We start from the raw sequence: 19635 nt of genomic DNA, 5'->3' as shown, positions 1-19635 counted from the left end.
CGGCGGTGCGTCAGGCAGCGGCGGCGGTGGTGGCAGGTCCGGCCGAGCAGGCTGTAGCCGCGCCGTCCGATCGTTCGGTACCGAAGGTCCGGTCTGCGCGGGCGCGGACGACGTGGGCGCGGACGACGTGGGCACCGACGATGCGGGCGCGGACGATGCCGGTGCAGACGACGTGGGCACCGACGACGTGGGCGCGGATGATGCGGGTGCAGACGATGTCGGTGCCGACGATGCGGGTGCCGACGATGCGGGTGCCGACGATGCGGGTGCAGACGGTGTCGGTGCCGACGATGCGGGCGCGGGCGCTGTCGGCGCGGACGATGCGGGCGCGGACGAGGTAGGCGCGGACGAGGTAGGGACCGCGGGCCCCTCGGCCTCGGCCGACCGGCCGAGCGGTTGGAAGCCGGGCGCGGGCGGGCGGGGGTTCCGGGTGGGCAGACTCTGTGCCGGTCCCTCGCTGCGCGGTGGCGGGCCTGTCTGCCACGAGTCGTCCTGGCGCGGGGCGGGCTCGGGCTGGCGCCACCACGAGTCCTGCGGTGCTTCGGTTTCGCGGATCACCGAGTCGGGCGCCCGGCCCTGTGTCATATCCGGGGGCGGTCCGAGCCGCTCATCGACGGGCTGCTCGTCGTTCTTGTCGCGGCGCCAGCCTCTGCCTTTGCGCTTTTCCTGACGTGCGTTCGGCGCCGCATCGGGGCGCTCGCCCTCTGTCGCACGGTTCTTGAAACGACCACGTCGCCGACTCGGCCCCTCTTCGATCGGGTCATCGGCGGGAAGGTTCTGTACCGGCGCTTCGTAGCCGCCGGGGGTGACATCGCTCTCGGATAGCCACGGCGGCAGCATGGGGAGGCCGTCGTTACTCCGGCTCACGAATCCCCCTAAGTCTGCTCGACCTTATACCTGGACAGCGGTTAGTTTACGCGAAGCTCCGACACCGCAGCGGCGCAGGAGGCCAGGGGGTCGCGGGTCCAGTTTTCGCGTCCTGAACGGCGCGAGAAGCGTACCGGCGCCCCGCGGTGCAAGGGGCATTTTTGCCGGAACCAGGGCATACCGGTAAGCTGGAGCGGCGGTGCACCTATGCGCCGACTGTTCGCATGTCATCGGTCAGGTTCGACCGATGGGTCCATGTAAGCAGAAGCAAGCCAAACAAACCAGGTTGAGCGTAACCGGGATCGCGGAGGACATGGCGAAGAAAGACGGGGCCATCGAGGTCGAGGGTCGAGTTGTCGAGCCGCTGCCCAATGCGATGTTCCGGATCGAGCTCGAGAACGGGCACAAAGTTCTCGCGCACATCAGCGGGAAGATGCGGCAGCACTACATTCGTATCCTCCCCGAGGACCGCGTAGTCGTCGAGCTCTCTCCCTACGACCTGTCACGCGGCCGAATCGTTTACCGCTACAAGTGATCGCGACTCCTCGCGGTTACGGCGGCGGTAGCAGGCCACCACTCCCGGTGTGAGCCGGGACCGGGTCGCAAGACCCACCACAGAGACTTCCCCAGTCGTCGGCTGGGGAAAAACTGTGTTCACACCCGTGTGAACCACAACAAGATTGGACGGACGTGAAGGTTCAGCCGAGCGTCAAGAAGATCTGCGAGAAGTGCAAGGTGATCCGCCGTCACGGTCGGGTCATGGTGATCTGCGACAACCTGCGCCACAAGCAGCGCCAGGGCTGATTCACCAGCCGGGCACCGATCACTGATCGGCTTGGCCAACTGAAGAAGAACTCCCAGCTCCAGCCGCACGCTGCGGTATTCCTGGTCCGCCAGGAAGGCGTGTGCGCCTACCACCGGTACGGAGGCCGGTGCCCCACACAAGACGAGGGGATGGACAGGGAGCAGACCTCCGCAACGATTAAGGAACCTGCCACATGGCACGTCTCATGGGCGTTGATCTCCCGCGCGAAAAGCGCATGGAGATCGCGCTGACTTACATCTACGGCATCGGCCGTACCCGCTCCAAGGAGATCCTCGCGGCCACCGGCGTCAGCCCGGACCTGCGCAGCAAGGACCTCAGCGACGACCAGGTGACGCAGCTGCGTGACTACATCGAGAGCTCGCCCGAGCTCAAGGTCGAAGGTGACCTGCGCCGCGAGGTGCAGGCCGATATCCGTCGCAAGATCGAGATCGGCTGCTACCAGGGCCTGCGCCACCGTCGTGGCCTGCCCGTGCGTGGTCAGCGCACCAAGACCAACGCGCGCACCCGCAAGGGCCCGAAGCGCACCGTCGCCGGCAAGAAGAAGTAGGGGATAACCGATGCCTCCGAAGTCCAGGGCCTCCGGCCCCAAGAAGACCCAGAAGTCGCGTCGCCGGGAAAAGAAGAACGTCCCGCACGGCCACGCACACATCAAGAGCACGTTCAACAACACGATCGTGTCGATCACCGACCCGAACGGCAACGTCATCTCCTGGGCGTCGTCGGGTCACGTCGGCTTCAAGGGTTCGCGCAAGTCGACCCCGTTCGCCGCGCAGCTCGCTGCCGAGAACGCTGCCCGTAAGGCGCAGGAGAACGGCGTCAAGAAGGTCGACGTCTTCGTCAAGGGCCCGGGTTCGGGCCGCGAGACCGCGATCCGTTCGCTGCAGGCCGCGGGCCTGGAGGTTGGCACCATCTCCGATGTCACCCCCCAGCCGCACAACGGCTGCCGTCCGCCCAAGCGTCGTCGCGTCTAGCGGGAAAGGAAAGAGATAACAAATGGCTCGTTATACAGGCCCCATCACCCGCAAGTCGCGTCGTCTGCGCGTCGACCTCGTCGGCGGCGACCAGGCGTTCGAGCGTCGCCCCTACCCGCCCGGCCAGCACGGCCGCGCGCGGATCAAGGAGAGCGAGTACCTGCTCCAGCTGCAGGAGAAGCAGAAGGCTCGCTTCTCCTACGGCGTCATGGAGAAGCAGTTCCGCCGGTACTACGAAGAGGCCAACCGCCTCAAGGGCAAGACCGGTGACAACCTGCTTCGCCTGCTGGAGTGCCGCCTCGACAACGTCGTGTACCGCGCCGGTCTGGCCCGTACCCGTCGCCAGGCGCGCCAGCTGGTCAGCCACGGCCACTTCCTGGTGAACAACCGGGCCGTGAACGTCCCCAGCTTCCAGGTGACCCAGTACGACATCATCGATGTCAAGGAGAAGTCGCTCGGCACGCTGCCGTTCCAGGTGGCGCGCGAGACCGTCGGCGACCGTCCGGTGCCCGGCTGGCTGCAGGTGCTGCCCGGCCGCCTCCGGATCCTGGTGCACCAGCAGCCGGAACGCGCACAGATCGATGTGCCGCTGCAGGAACAGCTCATCGTCGAGTACTACTCGAAGTAAGCGGTTCCACCGGTGTGTGGTCGTTCGTATCGGACGGCCACACACAACCCCTAAAACGAGGCGTCAAATAGCGGGCGCCCAAACAGGAGGATGATCCTAAATGCTGATTTCACAGCGTCCGACACTGACCGAAGAGGTCGTCGCCGAGAACCGCTCGAAGTTCACCATCGAACCTCTGGAGCCGGGTTTCGGTTACACCCTGGGCAATTCGCTTCGGCGTACCCTGCTGTCCTCGATCCCGGGGGCCGCGGTCACGAGCATTCGTATCGACGGCGTGCTGCACGAGTTCACCACCGTTCCCGGCGTGAAGGAAGATGTCACCGACATCATCCTGAACCTCAAGGGTCTGGTCGTGTCCTCGGAGGAGGACGAGCCGGTCACGATGTACGTGCGCAAGCAGGGCCCCGGCACCGTCACCGCCGGTGACATCGTGCCGCCGACCGGTGTCGTCGTCCACAACCCGGACATGCACATCGCCACCCTGAACGACAAGGGCAAGCTGGAGATCGAGCTCGTTGTCGAGCGCGGTCGCGGCTACGTCCCCGCCGTGCAGAACAAGGCGTCCGGTGCGGAAATCGGCCGGATCCCGGTGGATTCGATCTACTCGCCGGTGCTCAAGGTGACCTACAAGGTCGAGGCCACCCGTGTCGAGCAGCGCACCGACTTCGACCGGCTCATCCTGGACGTGGAGACCAAGAACTCCATCAGCGCGCGGGACGCGCTCGCCTCGGCGGGCAAGACCCTGGTCGAGCTCTTCGGCCTGGCCCGTGAGCTGAACGTCGAAGCCGAAGGCATCGAGATCGGCCCCTCGCCGGCCGAGGCGGACCACATCGCCTCGTTCGGTCTGCCGATCGAGGACCTGGACCTCACCGTCCGGTCCTACAACTGCCTCAAGCGCGAGGGTGTGCACACGGTGGGCGAGCTTGTCGCCCGCACCGAGTCGGACCTGCTGGACATCCGTAACTTCGGCCAGAAGTCCATCGACGAGGTCAAGGTCAAGCTGCACGCGCTCGGCCTCTCGCTCAAGGACAGCCCGGCGTCGTTCGACCCGTCCAGCGTGGTCGGCTACGACGCGAGCACCGGAACGTGGAGCGACAGCGGCACGTTCAGTGACACCGACGGTGGCGAGCAGGACTACGCCGAGACCGAACAGCTCTAGGTCGGACGCGGGGTAGGCACCCCGGCCCGGCCTCACACAAGGAGAACAACTAATGCCCAAGCCCAAGAAGGGTGCTCGCTTCGGCGGGTCGGCGTCGCACCAGAAGGCGATCTTCGCCAATCTGGCGACGGCGCTCTTCGAGCACGGTCGAATTTCGACCACCGAGGCCAAGGCCAAGGCACTGCGCCCGTATGCGGAGAAGCTGGTCACCAAGGCGAAGGCCGGCACCCTTGCCGACCGTCGTGAGGTGCTCAAGGTGATCCGCAACAAGGACGTCGTGCACGAGCTCTTCGCCACGATCGGCCCCTCGTTCGAGGGTCGCGAAGGTGGCTACACCCGCATCACGAAGACGCTGCCCCGCAAGGGTGACAACGCGCCGATGGCGATCATCGAGCTGGTTCGCGAGAAGACCGTGACCAACGAGGCCGATCGCGCTCGCCGTGTTGCCGCGTCGCAGAAGACCGAGGCCGCTCCGGCTGCCGAGGTCGTCGAGGACAAGGTTGTCGAGGAGGCCGCCGACGAGGCTGTCGCCGAGACCACCGAGGCCCCGGCTGCTGACGAGGCCGCTGAGGACAAGAAGGACGCCTGACGCCTCGTTGCGTCGTGTTCTCGAATGAGCCCGCCACCCGGTTCCGGGTCGGCGGGCTCGTTCGTATGACCAGGAGGTCGTTGTGACGGTGCAGGATTCGGTGCTGGTGCCCGAGCCGGGGATCGATGCTGCCGCGATGGTCGCGCCGTCGACCGCGCGGGTCCGGCTCGATATCAGTTATGACGGCACCGATTTCACCGGATGGGCGCGACAGCCGGGCCTGCGTACGGTGCAGGGCGTGCTGGAGGAGGCGCTGACCAAGGTGTTCCGTGAGCCGGTGCAGTTGACGGTCGCGGGTCGCACCGACGCCGGTGTCCATGCCGAGGGACAGGTCGCGCATTTCGACACCGCCGCCGAGGTCGAGCCGGGCAAGATCGTGCACCGGATGGCGCGCTTCCTGCCGAAAGATGTTCGGATCAAAGATGTTCGGCTGGCTCCGCCCGAGTTCGACGCGCGGTTCTCGGCGATTCGCCGCCACTACGTCTACCGGCTGACCACCGCACCCTACGGCGCAGAACCGCTGCAGGCGCGCAGCATTGTCGCCTGTCGCCACGACGTCGATGTCGAGGCGATGCGTGCGGCATCCCGAAAGTTGTTGGGCCTGCACAACTTCGCGGCGTTCTGCCGTCGCAGGGAAGGCGCGACCACGGTGCGGGAGCTGCAGCGTTTCGACTGGGCGCGCGACGGCGACCTGCTGACCGCCGCCGTGAGCGCGGACGCGTTCTGCTGGTCGATGGTTCGCAGCCTGGTCGGCGCGGTGCTCGCGGTCGGGGAGGGCCGCCGCACGCCGGACTGGGTGGGTGGGCTCCTGCAGGAGACCGAACGCTCCAGCTCGGTTACCGTCGCCCCCGCGCACGGCCTGAGCCTGGTCGCGGTCGACTACCCCGCCGACGCCGACCTCGCCGCGCGCAACGCGCAGACCCGAGAGGTGCGCACCGTGCCGACCGCCGAAGGGTGTTGCGGGGACTGAGTTCTCGCGAGGTGCTGCGCCAGCTGACCGCGACGGGGCCGGTGGCCACTCGGATAAGCGGGTACGCCCCACGCGGTGTCGCCGGAATAGGACCGGCGATAAGCCGGTTGACGGGTGTCATGACATTCGAAGGACTCGGACGGTTCGGTGTATGGCGGGAATTCAACGGGGTGAGCCCGGAGGATGCCAAGGCGCTGGAGGAATCCGGTTATGGCACGCTCTGGCTCGGGTCGTCGCCGCCCGCTGATCTGTCGGCAGTCGAGCCGTTGCTCGCGGCGACCGAGTCGATCACCGTCGGGACCAGCATCGTGAACATCTGGTCTGCGCCCGCGAAGGAGGTCGCCGAGTCGTTCCACCGGATCGAGGCCCGCTTTCCCGGCCGGTTCCTGCTCGGCATCGGCGCAGGCCATCCTGAGCACACTGGCGAGTACCGCAAGCCGTATGACGCGCTCGTCGAGTACCTCGACGAGCTGGACGCCGCGGGCGTGCCCGCTGAGCGTCGCGCGGTGGCCGCGCTCGGCCCGCGCGTGCTGAAGCTGGCCGCCGATCGCTCCGCGGGCGCACTGCCCTTCTTCGTCCCCGCAGCGCACTCCGCGCAGGCACGCGCGACGGTCGGCCAGGACGCGTTGCTCGCGCCAGCGCACACGGTGGTGCTGAGTGACGATGTGGCGCAGGCGCATTCGGTCGCAGGCTGGGTCATCGACTTCTACGGCGGCCTGACCAACTACGCCTCGAACCTGCGCAGGCTCGGCTTCACCGACGCCGAACTCGCCGATTCCCAAGGCCGCGTGTTCGACGCGGTGATCGCGCACGGCACACCGGAACAGGTTGCCGCGCAGGTCGCCACGCACCTCGACGCGGGCGCGAACCACGTCGCGCTGCGCGCACTCGGCGACGACTATGTCTCCGTACTGCGGACTTTGGCTCCCGTGTTGAACAGCCGCGGCTGATCGACGAAAGCTGTTGGCTGCGGACCCATTCAAGCCCCGCACCTGGTGCCATGGTGGCGCGTGTGCCGTCGTAGCCGCTGCCACCTGGTATCCGTGCGTCGCTACGGAACTGGGCCCAGCCAGCGCTTTTCGATCGCCCTAAGGGAACGTTAGAGATCCCGTCACCTGCTTCCGCAGGGGCTGTGACAGCAGACACACTCTTTCGTGAAGGCGCACAGCTGCGTCGAAGGAGGTAGGTCAATGTCCACATTGAGTAAGGCGTCGGAGCCCAATTCGGCTCCCATATCGGTGCCAACCAGCACTCGGCGTGCAATTCTGAATACGTTGAAGGGGTCTTCGGGAAACCTCGTCGAATGGTATGACGTCTATATCTACACCGTCTTCGCGACCTACTTTCAGAATCAGTTCTTCGCGAAGGAGGACGAGAACTCCTCCATCTACGTTTATGCAATCTTCGCTGTCACCTTCTTGATGCGCCCGATCGGCTCCTGGTACTTCGGCCGTTACGCCGACCGGCACGGCCGCCGCGCCGCGCTGGTGTTCAGCGTGACCCTGATGGCAGCGTGTTCCTTCGGCATCGCGATCATGCCGACCCGGGAGACCATCGGTGTGGGCGCCGCGGCGTTGCTCATCGTCTTCCGGCTGGTCCAGGGCTTTGCCACCGGCGGCGAATACGGCACCTCGGCGACGTACATGTCCGAGGTGGCGACCAAGGGCAAGCGTGGTTTCTTCTCCTCGTTCCAGTACGTCACGCTGATCGGCGGCCACGTGCTGGCGCAGTTCACCTTGCTGATCATGACCGCGGTTCTGGACAAGGGACAGATTCAGGACTGGGGCTGGCGCATCCCCTTCGCTATCGGCGGACTCGCGGCGGTCGTGGTGTTCTGGTTGCGGCGTGACATGGACGAATCACTGTCCAAAGACCACATCGATGCCGCCCGCTCCGGTGCCGACCGCACCTCGGGGTCTATGAAGGAATTGCTGGTTCGGCAGTGGCGGCCGCTGCTGCTGTGCTTCCTGATCACCATGGGCGGCACCGTCGCGTTCTACACCTACAGCGTGAACGCTCCGGCGATCGTGAAGAAGGCGTTCACCGGCAGCGACGCCTCGGTGGCCACCTGGGTCAACCTGATCGGCCTGATCTTCCTGATGGGCCTGCAACCGGTGGGCGGTTGGATCAGTGACCGGGTGGGCCGCAAGCCGTTGCTGGTGTTCTTCGGAGTGGGCGGGGTGATCTACACCTACTTCCTGATCACCTTCCTGCCGAAGAGCCACAACGCGCTCGCCTCCTTCGGCTTGCTGGCCATCGGGTACATCATCCTCACCGGGTACACCTCGATCAACGCGCTGGTCAAGGCCGAACTGTTCCCGGCAAACATCCGGGCACTCGGTGTGGGCATGGGTTATGCGCTGGCCAATTCCGCCTTCGGCGGGACCGCGCCGGTGATCTACGAAGCCATGAAGAAGCACGATATGGTTCCGCAGTTCATCGCCTATGTCACCGCGCTCATCGCTGGTTCGCTCCTGGTCTACATCTTCTTCCTGAAGAACAAGTCCACCACCGAGCTCGACCGCGAGGCCGGTCACGCCTTCGAGTCGAGCGGTCCGGAGTCGGAGCGTGGCCTCGTCTCCGCAGCACGCTGATCACCGGCCGCCGCGTGTATCGCGATCGCGCTGACCGCGTACTTCTTCCTGCGGGAGACCTCGGCTTCCTCGACCATCGAGGCCGAGTCTCCACCACTCCCGACACCGATACTGGGGTCGGTGTCGGGGTGGCCGAGCCGGATCGACCGTTGGCCACCGCGCGTGACTGACAGCCCGGCACACGCGCCGATCCACCCGTTATGGGAGGATCGGCGCGTGCGGCTTGCGGTGGTCGAAGACGACGACGGCGTTGGCGACGCGCTGGTTGAGGCGCTCAACGCCCGGGGATACCGGGCCGAGCGCAAACGGCGCGGCGCCGATCTCCTTACGGCGCACCGCGGTTACGACGCGGTGATCCTCGACCTCGGCCTGCCCGACGCCGACGGGCTGCAGGTGCTGCGGCAGTTGCGCGAGGTGAGTCAGGTACCTGTGCTCATTCTGACCGCGCGCAGCGACGAGCGGTCCATCGTGCGCGGCCTGCGCGGCGGCGCCGACGACTACGTGGTGAAGCCGCCGCGGATCGCGGAGTTGATGGCGCGGCTGGAGACCGTCACCCGGCGTGCGGCCGCTGCGGCGCAACCCGCGCAGGCCGAGGTGGTCACCGGGGACGTCAGGGTCGACCTGCAAGCTCGCGTCGTCGAGGTGGCCGGGGAACCGATCATGTTGACGCAGAAGGAATTCGAATTGGTCGAGGCGCTGGTGGAGCGGCCGGGGGCCGCGGTGAGCAGACAGCAGCTGATGGATCGGATCTGGGGCGACGCGTTCGTCGCGGTGTCGCGGTCGCTGGATGTGCACATGACCGGGTTGCGGAGCAAGCTGAACCGGCCCGGTCTCATCACCACCATTCGCGGCTACGGATATCGGTGGGGGCAGTGAGCGGGGGCACGCCGTGCGGCGCCGCCTACTCATCGCGCTGACCGTCTTCGCCGCGATCGCGGTGTTCGCCTTCGCGGTGCCGCTCTCGCTGACGGTCGCGACCAGCCGGACCCAGCAGTTGGTGCTCGCCCGCTCGGGGGACGCCGACCGGTTCGCGAACCTGGCCTCCGCCGCGTCGTCGACCGGGGACACTCGCGCGCTCGCGGACGAGGTGCTCCGCTATCACGAACTGTTCGGCGACAACGTCCTTGTGGTCGATGCCAAGGGCGCGACGACCGCCAATGGCGGTGCGACCATTGCCGATCCCGGTATCGGCGCCGCGGTGGCCGCGGCACGGCGCAACCAGCGCCCGCACGCCGAGAACCAGCTGACGCCGTGGGGCGCGCCGACCATGCTCATCGCCAGGCCGGTCGGCACCGGCATCCAGGTCAACGGGGCGGTGGTGATTCAGGCCTCGACCGCGCGTGCGCGCGCCGATATCGCGCGGACCTGGGCGTTGATCGTGCTGGGGTGCGTGATCGCGATGGCCCTGTTCACCCTGCTCGCCCTGACTTTGAGCCGCTGGGTGCTGCGGCCGCTCGCGGCGCTTTCGCATGCGGTCGCGGATCTGACGGCGACACTGCCTGCCCCGCGCGCCGAGACGGTGCAGGCCCGCCCGCCGTCGATCGCCCGGCGTCACGGTGGTCCGCCGGAAATGCGGGCCGTCGCCGAGTCTTTCGATGCGATGGCGCTTGCCGTCGCCGATTCGGTCGACGCGCAACGCCAGCTCGTCGCCGATACCGCGCATGCGATGCGGAACCCGCTGGCGGCACTGACAATTCGGCTCGACTCACTAGAGCCCGCGATACCGGATGTTGCGGCGAACACCTTCCGCGGTGCCAGCGCCGAGGTGGAACGATTGACGGCGCTGCTGGACGGCTTGCTCAGCTTGGCCGTCGCCGAGACGCCCGCCGCCTTCGACGCGGTTCGCACGGCGGAGTCCGATCAGCATTGCGACGCGGTGCAGGTGGTTGCGGACCGGTTCGACGCATGGTGTTCGGCCTATGCGAGCGCGGGGCAGGAACTACTCGTCGCACCGTCGCCGGTGCATGCCGACGTCGCGGTCTCCGCCGATGCGCTGGCGCAGATACTCGATGTGCCGCTGAGTAATTCGTCGCGGTACGCGGGGGTGGGCGCCAAGACCGTTGTCGGTGTGGAAACCGCGCCGGGTTGGGTCACCGTGGCCATCAACGACAACGGCGCAGGCGTACGCCCCGAAGAGGTGGACCGGCTCATCACCCGCTTCTACCGCGGATCCGATGCCGCCAGTGGCGGTTCCGGGCTCGGGCTGCCGATCGCGGCGGCGCTCGCCCAGGCGCGTGGCGGCACGCTGACCGTCGAACCGGTGCAGCCGCAGGGGCTTGCCGTGCGAATCCGCTTGCCCGCGTGGGGTGAACAATGGTGAATCGGCGCGGGTTTCTCGCACTGACCGGCGCGGTCGCCGCGGCGGGCATGGCCGGGTGCGGGCCGGGCGGTGGCGGGCCGCTGGTCCGGCTGGCCTCGGGAGAGGTCGGCGGTTTCTATCACGCCTTCGCGGGGCTGCTGAGTGCCGTTGCTGCCAAATCGGGGAACGTGCGGATCGAGCGGGTGACCACGTCGGGATCGCAGGAGAACCTGACGATGCTGGCGCAGGGCCAGGTGGATGCGGCGCTGGCGCTGTCGGATTCGGTGGGGGACACGACGGACCGGATGCTTGCGCTCGGCCGGGTGTACGAGAACTACCTGCAGCTGGTGGTGCGCTCGGACAGCCCGATCGCCGGCGTGGCCGACTTGCGTGGCGCCAGGGTGAATTTGGGTGCCGACGGGTCGGGTGCGGCGTTGACCGGCGACCGGCTGCTTCGCGTCGCCGGGATGGATCCGCAAGAGGACGTGGTGATTTCGCATCGGCCGCTGCGGGATGCGGTGGCAGCGTTGAACTCCGGTGCCTCGGACGCGCTGCTGTGGGCGGGCGGCGTGCCGACGACGGTGCTCGAGGTGCCGAGCCGGATGCGGCTGGTGGACATGGGCGAGTGGGCGGTGCCGATGCGCGAGCGATTCGGCCCGGTGTACGACCGGGTGGAGATCCCCGCCGACGCCTATCCCGGCGGTTCCGCGGTGCACACCATCGGCGTGGCGAACCTGATGCTCGCCGCGGCGTCGATGTCGCAGGACATCGCCGCTGCGATCGTCGAACTACTGGTGTATCAAGCGGATTCGCTGGTGCCCACCGAGGCGGCGGGCACCCAGTTCCTCGACGGCCGTTCCCTGATCGGCACCGCGCCGGTCCCACTGCATCCCGGCGCCATCGAGGTCTACCGCCGCTGGCACGGCTGAGTCAGGAGCGAACCAGCCGCGCGATCGCGTCGGTCGCCTCTTTGATCTTCGCCTCGGCTTCGGGCCCGCCCGCGACCGCGGCATCGACCACGCAATGGCTGATGTGGTCTTCCAACAGCCCCATCGCCACCGCCTGCAACGCCTTGGTCATCGCGGAGACCTGCGTGAGGATGTCGATGCAGTACTTTTCTTCCTCGACCATCCGCTGCAGCCCGCGCGCCTGGCCCTCGATCCGACGCAGCCGCTTCAGGTAGTCGTCCTTGGCAGTGATGTACCCGTGCGCGGCATGGTCGTGCGCACTGTGGTCCTGCGTGGCGTCTGTCACCGGTTCTCCTCGCTGCCTGCCGGTCTGCGGCCGGACCGGACTTAATACCCCCCTAGGGTACAGTTCGGTGGCCAACTTGTCAGGTCAGGACCGGTGCTGCCGCGTCGGGCACCCGCTCGGCAGCGCGCCGCCCTGCGCTGCCGCGGGCCAGCGCGATCCCCGCGACCACCAAGACCCCGCCGGCCAACTGCACCGGACGAATCGATTCGCCGAGCAACAGCCACGCCAGCACCACCGCGAACAGCACCTCGCTCAGCAAGACCAGCGACATGAGCGTCGACCCGAGCCGTGCCGCCCCTGCGACGCTGGACAGGTAGGCCACCACGGTGCTGAGGAGAACCAGCAGCGCCAGCGAGACCGCGGCGGGAATGTGCTGCGCGGCGAGCGTTGCCGTGCCGCCACCGAACACCAACGGCAGCACGCCTGCCACGCCCGCCAGCCACGCGGCCATCGCTGCGACGGTGAGCCCGGAACCGAGCAGTGCGACCGGACTCAGCCGGTCCGAGGTGCGTTCGGACAGCAGAAAGAATGCCGCGTTGCACAGCATCGACAGTGCAGCCCAGCCGATCCCGAGCAGGTTCAGCCCGCCCGCGCCGAACACGTCGATCACCAACGCCGCACCACCCAGTGCCAGGGCCGCGCCGAGCATGGTCAGGTGCGAAGGTTTGTGCCCGCGCACCGCCCAGTTCCAGCCGATCACCACGATCGGTGCCAGGAATTGGATCATCAGGGTCACGCCGACCTGGAGATACGGCAACGACAGCAGGAAGGTGGCCTGCACGCCGAGGATCGCGATCACCCCGAAGGCGACGACCGTGCGCAGGTGTTGCACGCACGCGCGCAGTCCGGTCGGATCGGCGAGCAGCGCCAGGCCGAGCATGATCACGGCCCCGCCGGTGAGCCGGACGGCCATCACCGCCCCCGGCGACCAGCCCTCGACAAGCACCGATTTCGCCAGCGGTCCGGTGCTGGCGAAAGCCAGCCCACTGCACACCGTCAGCCACACCCCGACACCCGTCCGCGACACACCACGACGCGCCTGCACCACACGCACCTCCGCCCAGCTCCGAATTCCTCCCATCATTGCCGAGGGGTCTGACAACTTGCGGTCTTGTTGCCCGGAGTTCTGGTACCCGTTGAACATCGGGTAATCGGGGACGAGAGAATTGGTGCATGAGTTCGCATGCCAGGCCCGCGCTTGCTGTTATCGGTGGTAGTGGTTTCTATGACTTTTTCGACAACGAGGCGACAAATGTCGAGGTAGAGACGCCCTACGGGGCACCGAGTGCGCCGATCGCGGTCGGGGAGGTCGAGGGACGGCCCGTCGCCTTCCTGCCGAGGCACGGAAAGAGCCACGAGTTCGCGCCGCACACGTTGCCGTACCAGGCGAACATGTGGGCGTTGCGATCGCTCGGCGTGCGCCGCGTGTTCGCGCCCTGTGCGGTCGGCAGCCTGCGCGGGGACTGGGGGCCGGGCACGGTGGCGGTGCCGGATCAGCTGGTGGATCGGACCTCGGGTCGGCCGCAGACCTACTTCGACGGTGGCGGCGTGCACGTTTCGTTCGCCGATCCGTACTGCGACGACCTGCGCACCGCCACCATCAAGTCCGCGAACGACGCGCTGCCGATGAAGGGCGCGGGCACGATGGTCGTCGTCCAAGGGCCGAGGTTCTCCACCAGGGCCGAGAGCCGCTGGTTCGCCGGACAGGGCTGGGACCTGGTGAACATGACCGGTCACCCCGAGGCGGTGCTCGCCAGGGAACTCGAGATGTGCTACGCCGCAGTCGCTTTGGTGACCGATCTGGACGCGGGCCTGGAGGAGGGCGCAGGCGTGCACGCGGTCGACGTCTTCGCCGAGTTCAAGCGCAACCTGGCGCCGTTCAAGGAGCTGATCCGCCGCTCGGTCGCGGCGGTCACCGAGACCGACACGTGCGATCGATGCCGTGTCCATACCGGAGTGTCGCTGCCGTTCGATCTACCCTGACCCATGGGCCAAGGAAGGGTGCTCTCCGCGCACGCGGGGATGATCCAGGTGCGTACATGAAAGTGTTGATCACCGGCGCGGCCGGTTTCATCGGAACACAGGTGCGTAAGGCCGCGGCTGCCGCCGGACACGAGGTGGTCGCGGTCGACCTGATGCTCGACTCGGTGCACGGCGCGGACGCCGAACCGCCGGACGGTGTTTCGCGCGTCGACGTGCGCGACGGCGCGGCGCTGGAGCCGCTGCTCGCCGGCGTCGACGTCGTCTGCCATCTCGCCGCGATCACCGTTGCCACCGACCCTGCCGACTTCGCGGCGCACAACGATCTGGGCACCGCGGCGCTGCTCGGCGCGATGGAGCGGACGAAGGTGCGTCGCCTGGTGCTGGCGTCCTCGATCACCGTCTACGGCGAAGGCCGGTATCGCAGCGTGCGCGGCGGCCCGTTCTTTCCCGGGCTGCGCAGACGCGCCGATTTGGATCGCGGCATGTTCGACCACCGGGCTCCGCGCACCGGCGAGGTGCTCACCTGGGAGCCGGTCGCCGAGGACGCGCCGCTGCGGCCGCGCGGGACGTATGGCGCGAGCAAGGTGGCGCAGGAGAACTACGCGTTCGCGTGGGGACTCGGCGTCGGTGGCGCGGTGACCGCGTTGCGGATGCACCAGGTCTACGGGGAGGGCGCGCACGCCGGACTGGTCGGACGGATCCGGGCCGCGCTGGACGAAGGCCGTGCGCCGCAGGTGTTCGAAGACGGCGGGCAGGTACGAGATTTCGTGCATGTGCGCGACGCCGCCTCGGCCGTGCTCGCGGCCGTCGAAGCGGCACTGCCGGGGTTCGTTCCGCTGAATATCGCGTCCGGGCGTGCGGTCACGCTGTGGGAGGTGGCCTCGATCATGGCGAAGGCGCGCGGCGGGCCTGCGCCGGTGGTCACCGGGCAGTACCGGCTCAGCGATGTGCGCCATTTCGTCGCGGACCCCGAACGGGCCAGGCGGAGCTTAGGTTTCGTCGCGCAGGTGCCGCCGGTGCAGGGCTTCGCGGAGTTCGCGGCGCCGCCCACACAAGTCACCGCGGGCTGATCGCTCCGGACGGTGGCCGATCCGGCAGCGTCATCCAGATCCGCCGCCACGGTAATCCCCATCGCCGCACACGCTTTGACATCCGCACGCGTGTCGGTGCGGCGAGTCGTTGTGCGGGAAACCAGAGGGTGTGCGGTTGCTGGGGACCTGGCTACGCGGTCGGTGGTGGCGCGATGATGTCGAGCTGGACCAGGGCGAAACCGGGGGTCGGCAGTGTGGCTGTGCCGCTTGGCAGAGGTGAGGCCTCCAGGTCGGCGACGAGCCAGTCGCCGTTGTCGGTGGCCAGGCGAACGCCGGTGAGCGTGACGCGCTGAGTGCCGGATCGGATGTCGTTGCGGGCGGCGATGATCCGGGCGCGGTCGGCCGGATGCGGCACCGTTCGTTCGTCGGTGCCGCGGCCCCAGCGCAGGCCGGGCACGGGTTCGGTGACCCAGCGGATCAGCCGGACCTGCGCCAGGTCGACGATCGCCAGGTAGAGGTTCGGCTGCGCGCCGCGCAGCAGATCGAGCGTTGCCGCCTCGAACGATTTGGGTTGTGGCGCAACACTCTCGGTGACATCGACGGCCAGGCCGCGCCATCGGTAGCGGTTCTGCTCGGGATTGCGGGCCGCGAGCAGCAGGGTGCGCGGGCCGGTCCGCGATCGCACGGTCGCCGTGTCCAGCCACTGGTCGCCTGGCGTCGATCTGGCCAGCGCGGCAACCAGATCGAGTGCGCCGTCGAATCGTTCGATCAGCTCGAAGGATTCGGCGCCGATCCAGACGACGCGGTCCTCGAAATGCGGTCCGAGGTCGTGCGGGAGCGCTTCGATCCGCCGGGTGCGTGCGTCGACGTCGAACGCGGCGACACCGGCGGGCGGCGGCGGTTCACCGGCGCCGACCCAGAGCCGAACCGCATGGGCACGGCCGTCGGGTCCGGGCAGCGGCACCACCCGGATCCGCTGCCCCGACCAGCTGTGCCTGGACTGCGGCAGTTCCTCGTCGATGACCGCGCCGCTCGCGAAGGCCGCACCGATGAGGTGCTGGAAGCGGGTGGCCACCGCGCGCTGGAACGACTTCCACTCGCGCGGCGACGTCCCGACGGCGAGCAGCGACCAACTGTGGACATGCCCCAGTGTCTCGATGAGCAGCCAGCGCTCGGTGATCACAATCCCCCCTCCCGAAGTCGAACACTATGCCACGGTCAGGCCGACATCCAGTGCCTATCGTGCCTGATTCGGCAGTGTCGATGCCGAAAGGGGGCAGTGTTGCCACCGAAACGGGCAGTGCGCACGGTCAGCGGGCGAAGGCAGCGGCGTGCGTGCGCGCCCACTGGTCGAACGTGTGCGGCCCCCGGCCGGTGACCTCACGCACGGTGGGATGCAGCGTCGCCTCGTCGAGCGTGCCGTCGGCGAAGAAGCTCAGGAACGCATCGACGTAGTGCTGCGGCATGGCCGCCGCCAGCTCCGCCTTGGTCTCCTCGGTGCTGAGCCCGCGTGCGACCAGCGGGCGATCCAGAACCTCGGCGAGCACGGCGATCTGGTCGGCGGGCCGCAGCGCGTACGGGCCGGTCAGCTCGAGGACGCGGCCGTCGAACCCGCCCTCGAGGGCTTGGGCCGCGACGGCGGCGATGTCGGCGGGGTCGATTGCGCCGACCCGGACATCGGGGAACTGCACCCGCACCTCGTCGCCGTCGGCGAGTTGCGGGAGCCAGCGCAGTGCATTCGACATGAACGTGCGTGGCCGCAGGATCGTCCAGGTCAGGTCGGATTCGCGCACCGCGCGCTCGGACAGGGTCATATAGCGGGACACCGCGTTGTCCATGTCTTCGAGCGCCGCCGCGGGGCTCGACAGCAGCACAACCCGGTGCAGCCCCGCCTTTTTCGCGAGGTCGAGCAGTTCGGCCTGGTTGTCGTAGCCGGGCAGCAAGAACAGGGCATGCACCCCGTCGAGCGCCTCGGCCAGGCTCTCCGGCCGGTTCAGGTCGCCGGTGACCGCGTCGATGCCAGGGGGCATGGTGGCCTTCGCGGGATTGCGGACCAGGCCGCGGGCCGGTGTGCCCGCCGCGCTCAACGCCGTCACCAGTTCGCCGCCGATGGTGCCTGTTGCGCCGGTTACCAAGATCATTTCGTCTCCTTCGGACCGCTCTGCCCGCGCGTTAAGCTCACGCGGTGGATACCCCGTTGCGACTCGAGGTCATCGTGGCCAGTGTGCGGCCGGAGCGGTTCGCGCCCGTGGTCGCGGACTGGTTCCTGCGCACCTTACGTGCGCACAGCGAATTCGACACGGGCGTTATCGATTTGCTGGATACTCCGTTGCCCGCCGACCTCACCGACAGCCCGGCGGCGATGGCCTATCGCGCTCGGCTGGCGGCGGCGGACGCGTTCGTGGTGATCACCTCGGAGTACAACCACGGATACCCGGCCGCGCTGAAGACCGCCTTCGACACCGCCAAGCGCGAATGGCGGGCCAAACCGATCGGATTCGTCTCCTACGGTGGGCTTTCCGGCGGGCTGCGCGCCGTGGAGCAACTGCGTCAGGTCGTCGCGGAAATCCACATGGTGTCGATCCGCGAGACCGTCAGCTTCCATCAGGCGAAGAAACAGTTCGACGCGGCAGGCGAGACCCAGGACGGCGCGGCCATCGACGCCGCCGAGCGGTTATTGGGCCAGTTGGCTTGGTGGGCACGGACTTTGCGTGCTGCCCGGGCAACCGATCCGTATCCGGGCTGACCTCACCCGGCGTTGTTGCCCGCCATGGCGCCGCGCCGACCCCGCGGGTGGCCGATGTACGTGGCCTCGCGGGGGATGGAGACGAGCGTGAGGTCCACCTGGGCGGTGCCGGTGCGCAGGATGACGTGGTTGCCGATCGCGCCTGGCTGGTGCAGGGACAGATCGGGGCGGGTGGCAGGCCAGCCCATCGGATCGCCGGTCACGTAGATCGTCGTGACGCCCGCGTGCGGTGCCGGCGCGAGCACCCCGTCCACCACGGTCGCGGTGAATCCGGCGTCGGACTGGTGGGTTTCGACCGCGAGGGTCAACCGCTCCGGGTTGCCGATGGTGGTGACCAGGTTCTCCCACGCGTGTGCGCGGTCGGTGCGGATCAGCACGCGCTCGCCGACCGCGAGCGCGCGGAACACCAATTGCTGTGCGAGATAGAGCTCTCCGGCTACGTACACGGTCGAGATGCCGGTGCCGACGATGCGCACCGCGACGCCGTTGCCCTCGTCGTCGGAGCCGATCAGCTGGCCACAACCCGAGGAAGGCAGATGCAGCGCACCGACGACGTCGATCGGGTATTCGCTCATCGGGACGGTGTCGTCGACGCCGGGAACCGCGATCGGCAGATGCGCGAGCAGGCCGTCGCGGTGTCTGCCGTTCATCGACACCATGCCTGCCAGCTTGCGCCGTTCTGGCAGTTCCCTGGCAGTCAGTCGCCATGCGGCGCCGATGCTCACCGATTCCGCCGAGCTGCCCGGCCGCAGCCGCACCGCCACCGTGGTGCCACGAGACGGGGCGACCCACAGCTGGGCGAGCAGATCCGAGCCGAGCCGCTTGGGATCGACCGCCATGCCGATGTTCACGCTGTTGCCGATTTCGGCGTAACGCCACCGATGTTCGAGGGTGCGCGGATCGAAACCGCTGGTGATCTGCAGGACCGCCTTGCGGATTTCCGGCGCGGTCAGAATGCGGGCATTGCAGTCGGCGTCCTCGAGCGTGCGCATGATGCGTTGCGTCGCGATGGTGACCGCGCGGGAGGCGCCCTCCGCGCCGCCGCCACGCCGGGCCGCCGCCTCCGGACAGGCCACCGCATCGAAACCGATTGCCAGCCAGACGGTTCGGTGCGCGGTGGCGGGCAGTGGGCCGAGCAACGATTCGTAGATCTTGCCCGCGGGCGTGCCGGACCTGCTGCGGTGGCCGTGGCTGACGATGTCGATGCCGCTGAGCAGAATGTCGTGCTGGCTAAGGCATTTCGCCAGCTCCGGCAGGGGGAGCAGGTGCGAGGCGTGCACGGTGTTGCGGGCGATTCGGGTCAGCCCGCCGGGTGGGGCGAGCACCTCGACGACGGTGACGACCCGGCTGCCGTCCCAGTACAGGCCGAGCGAGCGGCCGTCGGTGCCGCGGTAGTCGACGGTGTCGCCGATCAGATAGTCACGCTTGGTCAAGTAGCGCCACCAGGTGGCGATCCAGTCGAGGAGGGTGCGCTTCGCGATCGGGATCAGCGGAATCAGCGCGACGACAATGCCTACCCCGAGCGCGGGCAGCGCCTGCAACCCGCCCAGTAGTGCGCCCACCCCTGCGATAAACCCGATGACCTGCGCAATCAGCAGATTCTGTAGCGAGATGCGCCCCAGAAGCGGTCGTGGTCCCGCCCCGGCAGGTTCCGCCATCGTCGTCCCCCAAGTACCCGGTGTCGGCCCATTCGTCGTGGCCGAGCTGAACAAGAGTCC

At 68.0% G+C, this 19635-nt stretch carries 22 protein-coding genes; 16 read left to right on the top strand and 6 right to left on the bottom strand.

Annotation, left to right across the window (positions count from 1 at the left end):
• Nucleotides 1-10: 10 nt before the first annotated feature.
• Complete coding sequence (locus ACGFNJ_RS22925; RefSeq protein ID WP_393451552.1) at nucleotides 11-484, bottom strand: hypothetical protein; 474 nt, start codon at nucleotides 482-484, stop codon at nucleotides 11-13.
• Between the two features lie 696 nt (nucleotides 485-1180).
• Between ACGFNJ_RS22925 and infA the strand changes: the two genes are divergently transcribed.
• The 13 genes from infA to ACGFNJ_RS22860 all read left to right on the top strand — a co-directional run bounded on the left by infA (nucleotide 1181) and on the right by ACGFNJ_RS22860 (nucleotide 11832).
• Entirely contained in the window at nucleotides 1181-1402 is a 222-nt protein-coding gene (gene infA / locus ACGFNJ_RS22920) for a translation initiation factor IF-1 (RefSeq protein WP_003418601.1), read from the top strand.
• Between the two features lie 155 nt (nucleotides 1403-1557).
• Nucleotides 1558-1671 (top strand): 50S ribosomal protein L36, encoded by a 114-nt coding sequence (gene rpmJ / locus ACGFNJ_RS22915; protein WP_011207363.1) that lies wholly within the window; start codon nucleotides 1558-1560, stop codon nucleotides 1669-1671.
• Between the two features lie 194 nt (nucleotides 1672-1865).
• On the top strand, nucleotides 1866-2240 hold the full coding sequence (gene rpsM / locus ACGFNJ_RS22910; RefSeq protein ID WP_014981767.1) for a 30S ribosomal protein S13: 375 nt from the start codon (nucleotides 1866-1868) through the stop codon (nucleotides 2238-2240).
• Nucleotides 2241-2250: 10 nt separating this feature from the next.
• The gene (gene rpsK / locus ACGFNJ_RS22905) at nucleotides 2251-2664 is read left to right on the top strand and encodes a 30S ribosomal protein S11 (RefSeq protein WP_014981768.1); all 414 of its coding nucleotides are present in this window, start codon (nucleotides 2251-2253) and stop codon (nucleotides 2662-2664) included.
• 22 nt (nucleotides 2665-2686) lie between these two features.
• Complete coding sequence (gene rpsD / locus ACGFNJ_RS22900; RefSeq protein ID WP_014981769.1) at nucleotides 2687-3292, top strand: 30S ribosomal protein S4; 606 nt, start codon at nucleotides 2687-2689, stop codon at nucleotides 3290-3292.
• Between the two features lie 100 nt (nucleotides 3293-3392).
• Nucleotides 3393-4451 carry a DNA-directed RNA polymerase subunit alpha gene (locus ACGFNJ_RS22895; RefSeq protein ID WP_014981770.1) on the top strand — a complete coding sequence of 353 codons (1059 nt, stop codon included), beginning with the start codon at nucleotides 3393-3395 and terminating at the stop codon, nucleotides 4449-4451.
• Nucleotides 4452-4503: 52 nt separating this feature from the next.
• The gene (gene rplQ / locus ACGFNJ_RS22890) at nucleotides 4504-5040 is read left to right on the top strand and encodes a 50S ribosomal protein L17 (RefSeq protein WP_393451545.1); all 537 of its coding nucleotides are present in this window, start codon (nucleotides 4504-4506) and stop codon (nucleotides 5038-5040) included.
• Nucleotides 5041-5176: 136 nt separating this feature from the next.
• The gene (gene truA, locus ACGFNJ_RS22885; protein ID WP_393452243.1) at nucleotides 5177-6010 is read left to right on the top strand and encodes a tRNA pseudouridine(38-40) synthase TruA; all 834 of its coding nucleotides are present in this window, start codon (nucleotides 5177-5179) and stop codon (nucleotides 6008-6010) included.
• Between the two features lie 119 nt (nucleotides 6011-6129).
• Nucleotides 6130-6960 carry an LLM class F420-dependent oxidoreductase gene (locus ACGFNJ_RS22880; RefSeq protein WP_393451542.1) on the top strand — a complete coding sequence of 277 codons (831 nt, stop codon included), beginning with the start codon at nucleotides 6130-6132 and terminating at the stop codon, nucleotides 6958-6960.
• Nucleotides 6961-7200: 240 nt separating this feature from the next.
• Nucleotides 7201-8604, top strand: coding sequence for an MFS transporter (locus ACGFNJ_RS22875; RefSeq protein ID WP_393451539.1), 1404 nt, complete (start codon nucleotides 7201-7203; stop codon nucleotides 8602-8604).
• Between the two features lie 216 nt (nucleotides 8605-8820).
• Nucleotides 8821-9480, top strand: coding sequence for a response regulator transcription factor (locus tag ACGFNJ_RS22870; protein ID WP_393451536.1), 660 nt, complete (start codon nucleotides 8821-8823; stop codon nucleotides 9478-9480).
• A 13-nt stretch (nucleotides 9481-9493) separates the two neighbouring features.
• Nucleotides 9494-10924, top strand: a complete 1431-nt coding sequence (locus ACGFNJ_RS22865) for a sensor histidine kinase (RefSeq protein WP_393451533.1) — start codon at nucleotides 9494-9496, stop codon at nucleotides 10922-10924.
• Nucleotides 10918-11832 (top strand): TAXI family TRAP transporter solute-binding subunit, encoded by a 915-nt coding sequence (locus ACGFNJ_RS22860; RefSeq protein WP_393451530.1) that lies wholly within the window; start codon nucleotides 10918-10920, stop codon nucleotides 11830-11832. Before ACGFNJ_RS22865 ends, ACGFNJ_RS22860 begins: the two co-directional genes overlap by 7 nt.
• A gap of 1 nt (nucleotide 11833) precedes the next feature.
• Here ACGFNJ_RS22860 and ACGFNJ_RS22855 read toward each other — a convergent pair whose 3' ends face one another.
• Together ACGFNJ_RS22855 and ACGFNJ_RS22850 are read right to left on the bottom strand one after the other, a co-directional pair.
• A complete protein-coding gene (locus ACGFNJ_RS22855; protein ID WP_069167620.1) occupies nucleotides 11834-12157 on the bottom strand; it encodes a metal-sensitive transcriptional regulator in 324 nt (107 codons plus the stop codon).
• A 79-nt stretch (nucleotides 12158-12236) separates the two neighbouring features.
• Entirely contained in the window at nucleotides 12237-13202 is a 966-nt protein-coding gene (locus ACGFNJ_RS22850) for an EamA family transporter (protein ID WP_393451527.1), read from the bottom strand.
• 128 nt (nucleotides 13203-13330) lie between these two features.
• Between ACGFNJ_RS22850 and ACGFNJ_RS22845 the strand changes: the two genes are divergently transcribed.
• Nucleotides 13331-14140: an S-methyl-5'-thioadenosine phosphorylase gene (locus ACGFNJ_RS22845; protein ID WP_069167621.1), complete on the top strand. Its 810-nt coding sequence runs from the start codon at nucleotides 13331-13333 to the stop codon at nucleotides 14138-14140.
• 56 nt (nucleotides 14141-14196) lie between these two features.
• Nucleotides 14197-15210 (top strand): NAD-dependent epimerase/dehydratase family protein, encoded by a 1014-nt coding sequence (locus ACGFNJ_RS22840; protein ID WP_393451523.1) that lies wholly within the window; start codon nucleotides 14197-14199, stop codon nucleotides 15208-15210.
• 151 nt (nucleotides 15211-15361) lie between these two features.
• On the opposite strand, the gene ACGFNJ_RS22835 is transcribed toward ACGFNJ_RS22840, so the two are convergent.
• Together ACGFNJ_RS22835 and ACGFNJ_RS22830 are read right to left on the bottom strand one after the other, a co-directional pair.
• Complete coding sequence (locus ACGFNJ_RS22835; protein ID WP_393451520.1) at nucleotides 15362-16354, bottom strand: GAF domain-containing protein; 993 nt, start codon at nucleotides 16352-16354, stop codon at nucleotides 15362-15364.
• A gap of 127 nt (nucleotides 16355-16481) precedes the next feature.
• Nucleotides 16482-17312 carry an NAD(P)H-binding protein gene (locus ACGFNJ_RS22830; RefSeq protein WP_393451517.1) on the bottom strand — a complete coding sequence of 277 codons (831 nt, stop codon included), beginning with the start codon at nucleotides 17310-17312 and terminating at the stop codon, nucleotides 16482-16484.
• A 44-nt stretch (nucleotides 17313-17356) separates the two neighbouring features.
• On the opposite strand from ACGFNJ_RS22830, the gene ACGFNJ_RS22825 reads away from it, so the two are divergent.
• Nucleotides 17357-17917 carry an NADPH-dependent FMN reductase gene (locus tag ACGFNJ_RS22825; protein WP_393451514.1) on the top strand — a complete coding sequence of 187 codons (561 nt, stop codon included), beginning with the start codon at nucleotides 17357-17359 and terminating at the stop codon, nucleotides 17915-17917.
• A gap of 2 nt (nucleotides 17918-17919) precedes the next feature.
• On the opposite strand, the gene eccE is transcribed toward ACGFNJ_RS22825, so the two are convergent.
• Complete coding sequence (eccE, locus tag ACGFNJ_RS22820; RefSeq protein ID WP_393451511.1) at nucleotides 17920-19575, bottom strand: type VII secretion protein EccE; 1656 nt, start codon at nucleotides 19573-19575, stop codon at nucleotides 17920-17922.
• Nucleotides 19576-19635 lie beyond the last annotated feature (60 nt).

This window comes from Nocardia sp. NPDC049149, assembly GCF_043197455.1.
GTDB lineage: Bacteria > Actinomycetota > Actinomycetes > Mycobacteriales > Mycobacteriaceae > Nocardia.
The sequence above is the reverse complement of the archived record's forward strand: the minus strand, read 5'-3'. Positions and strand labels throughout refer to the sequence as shown.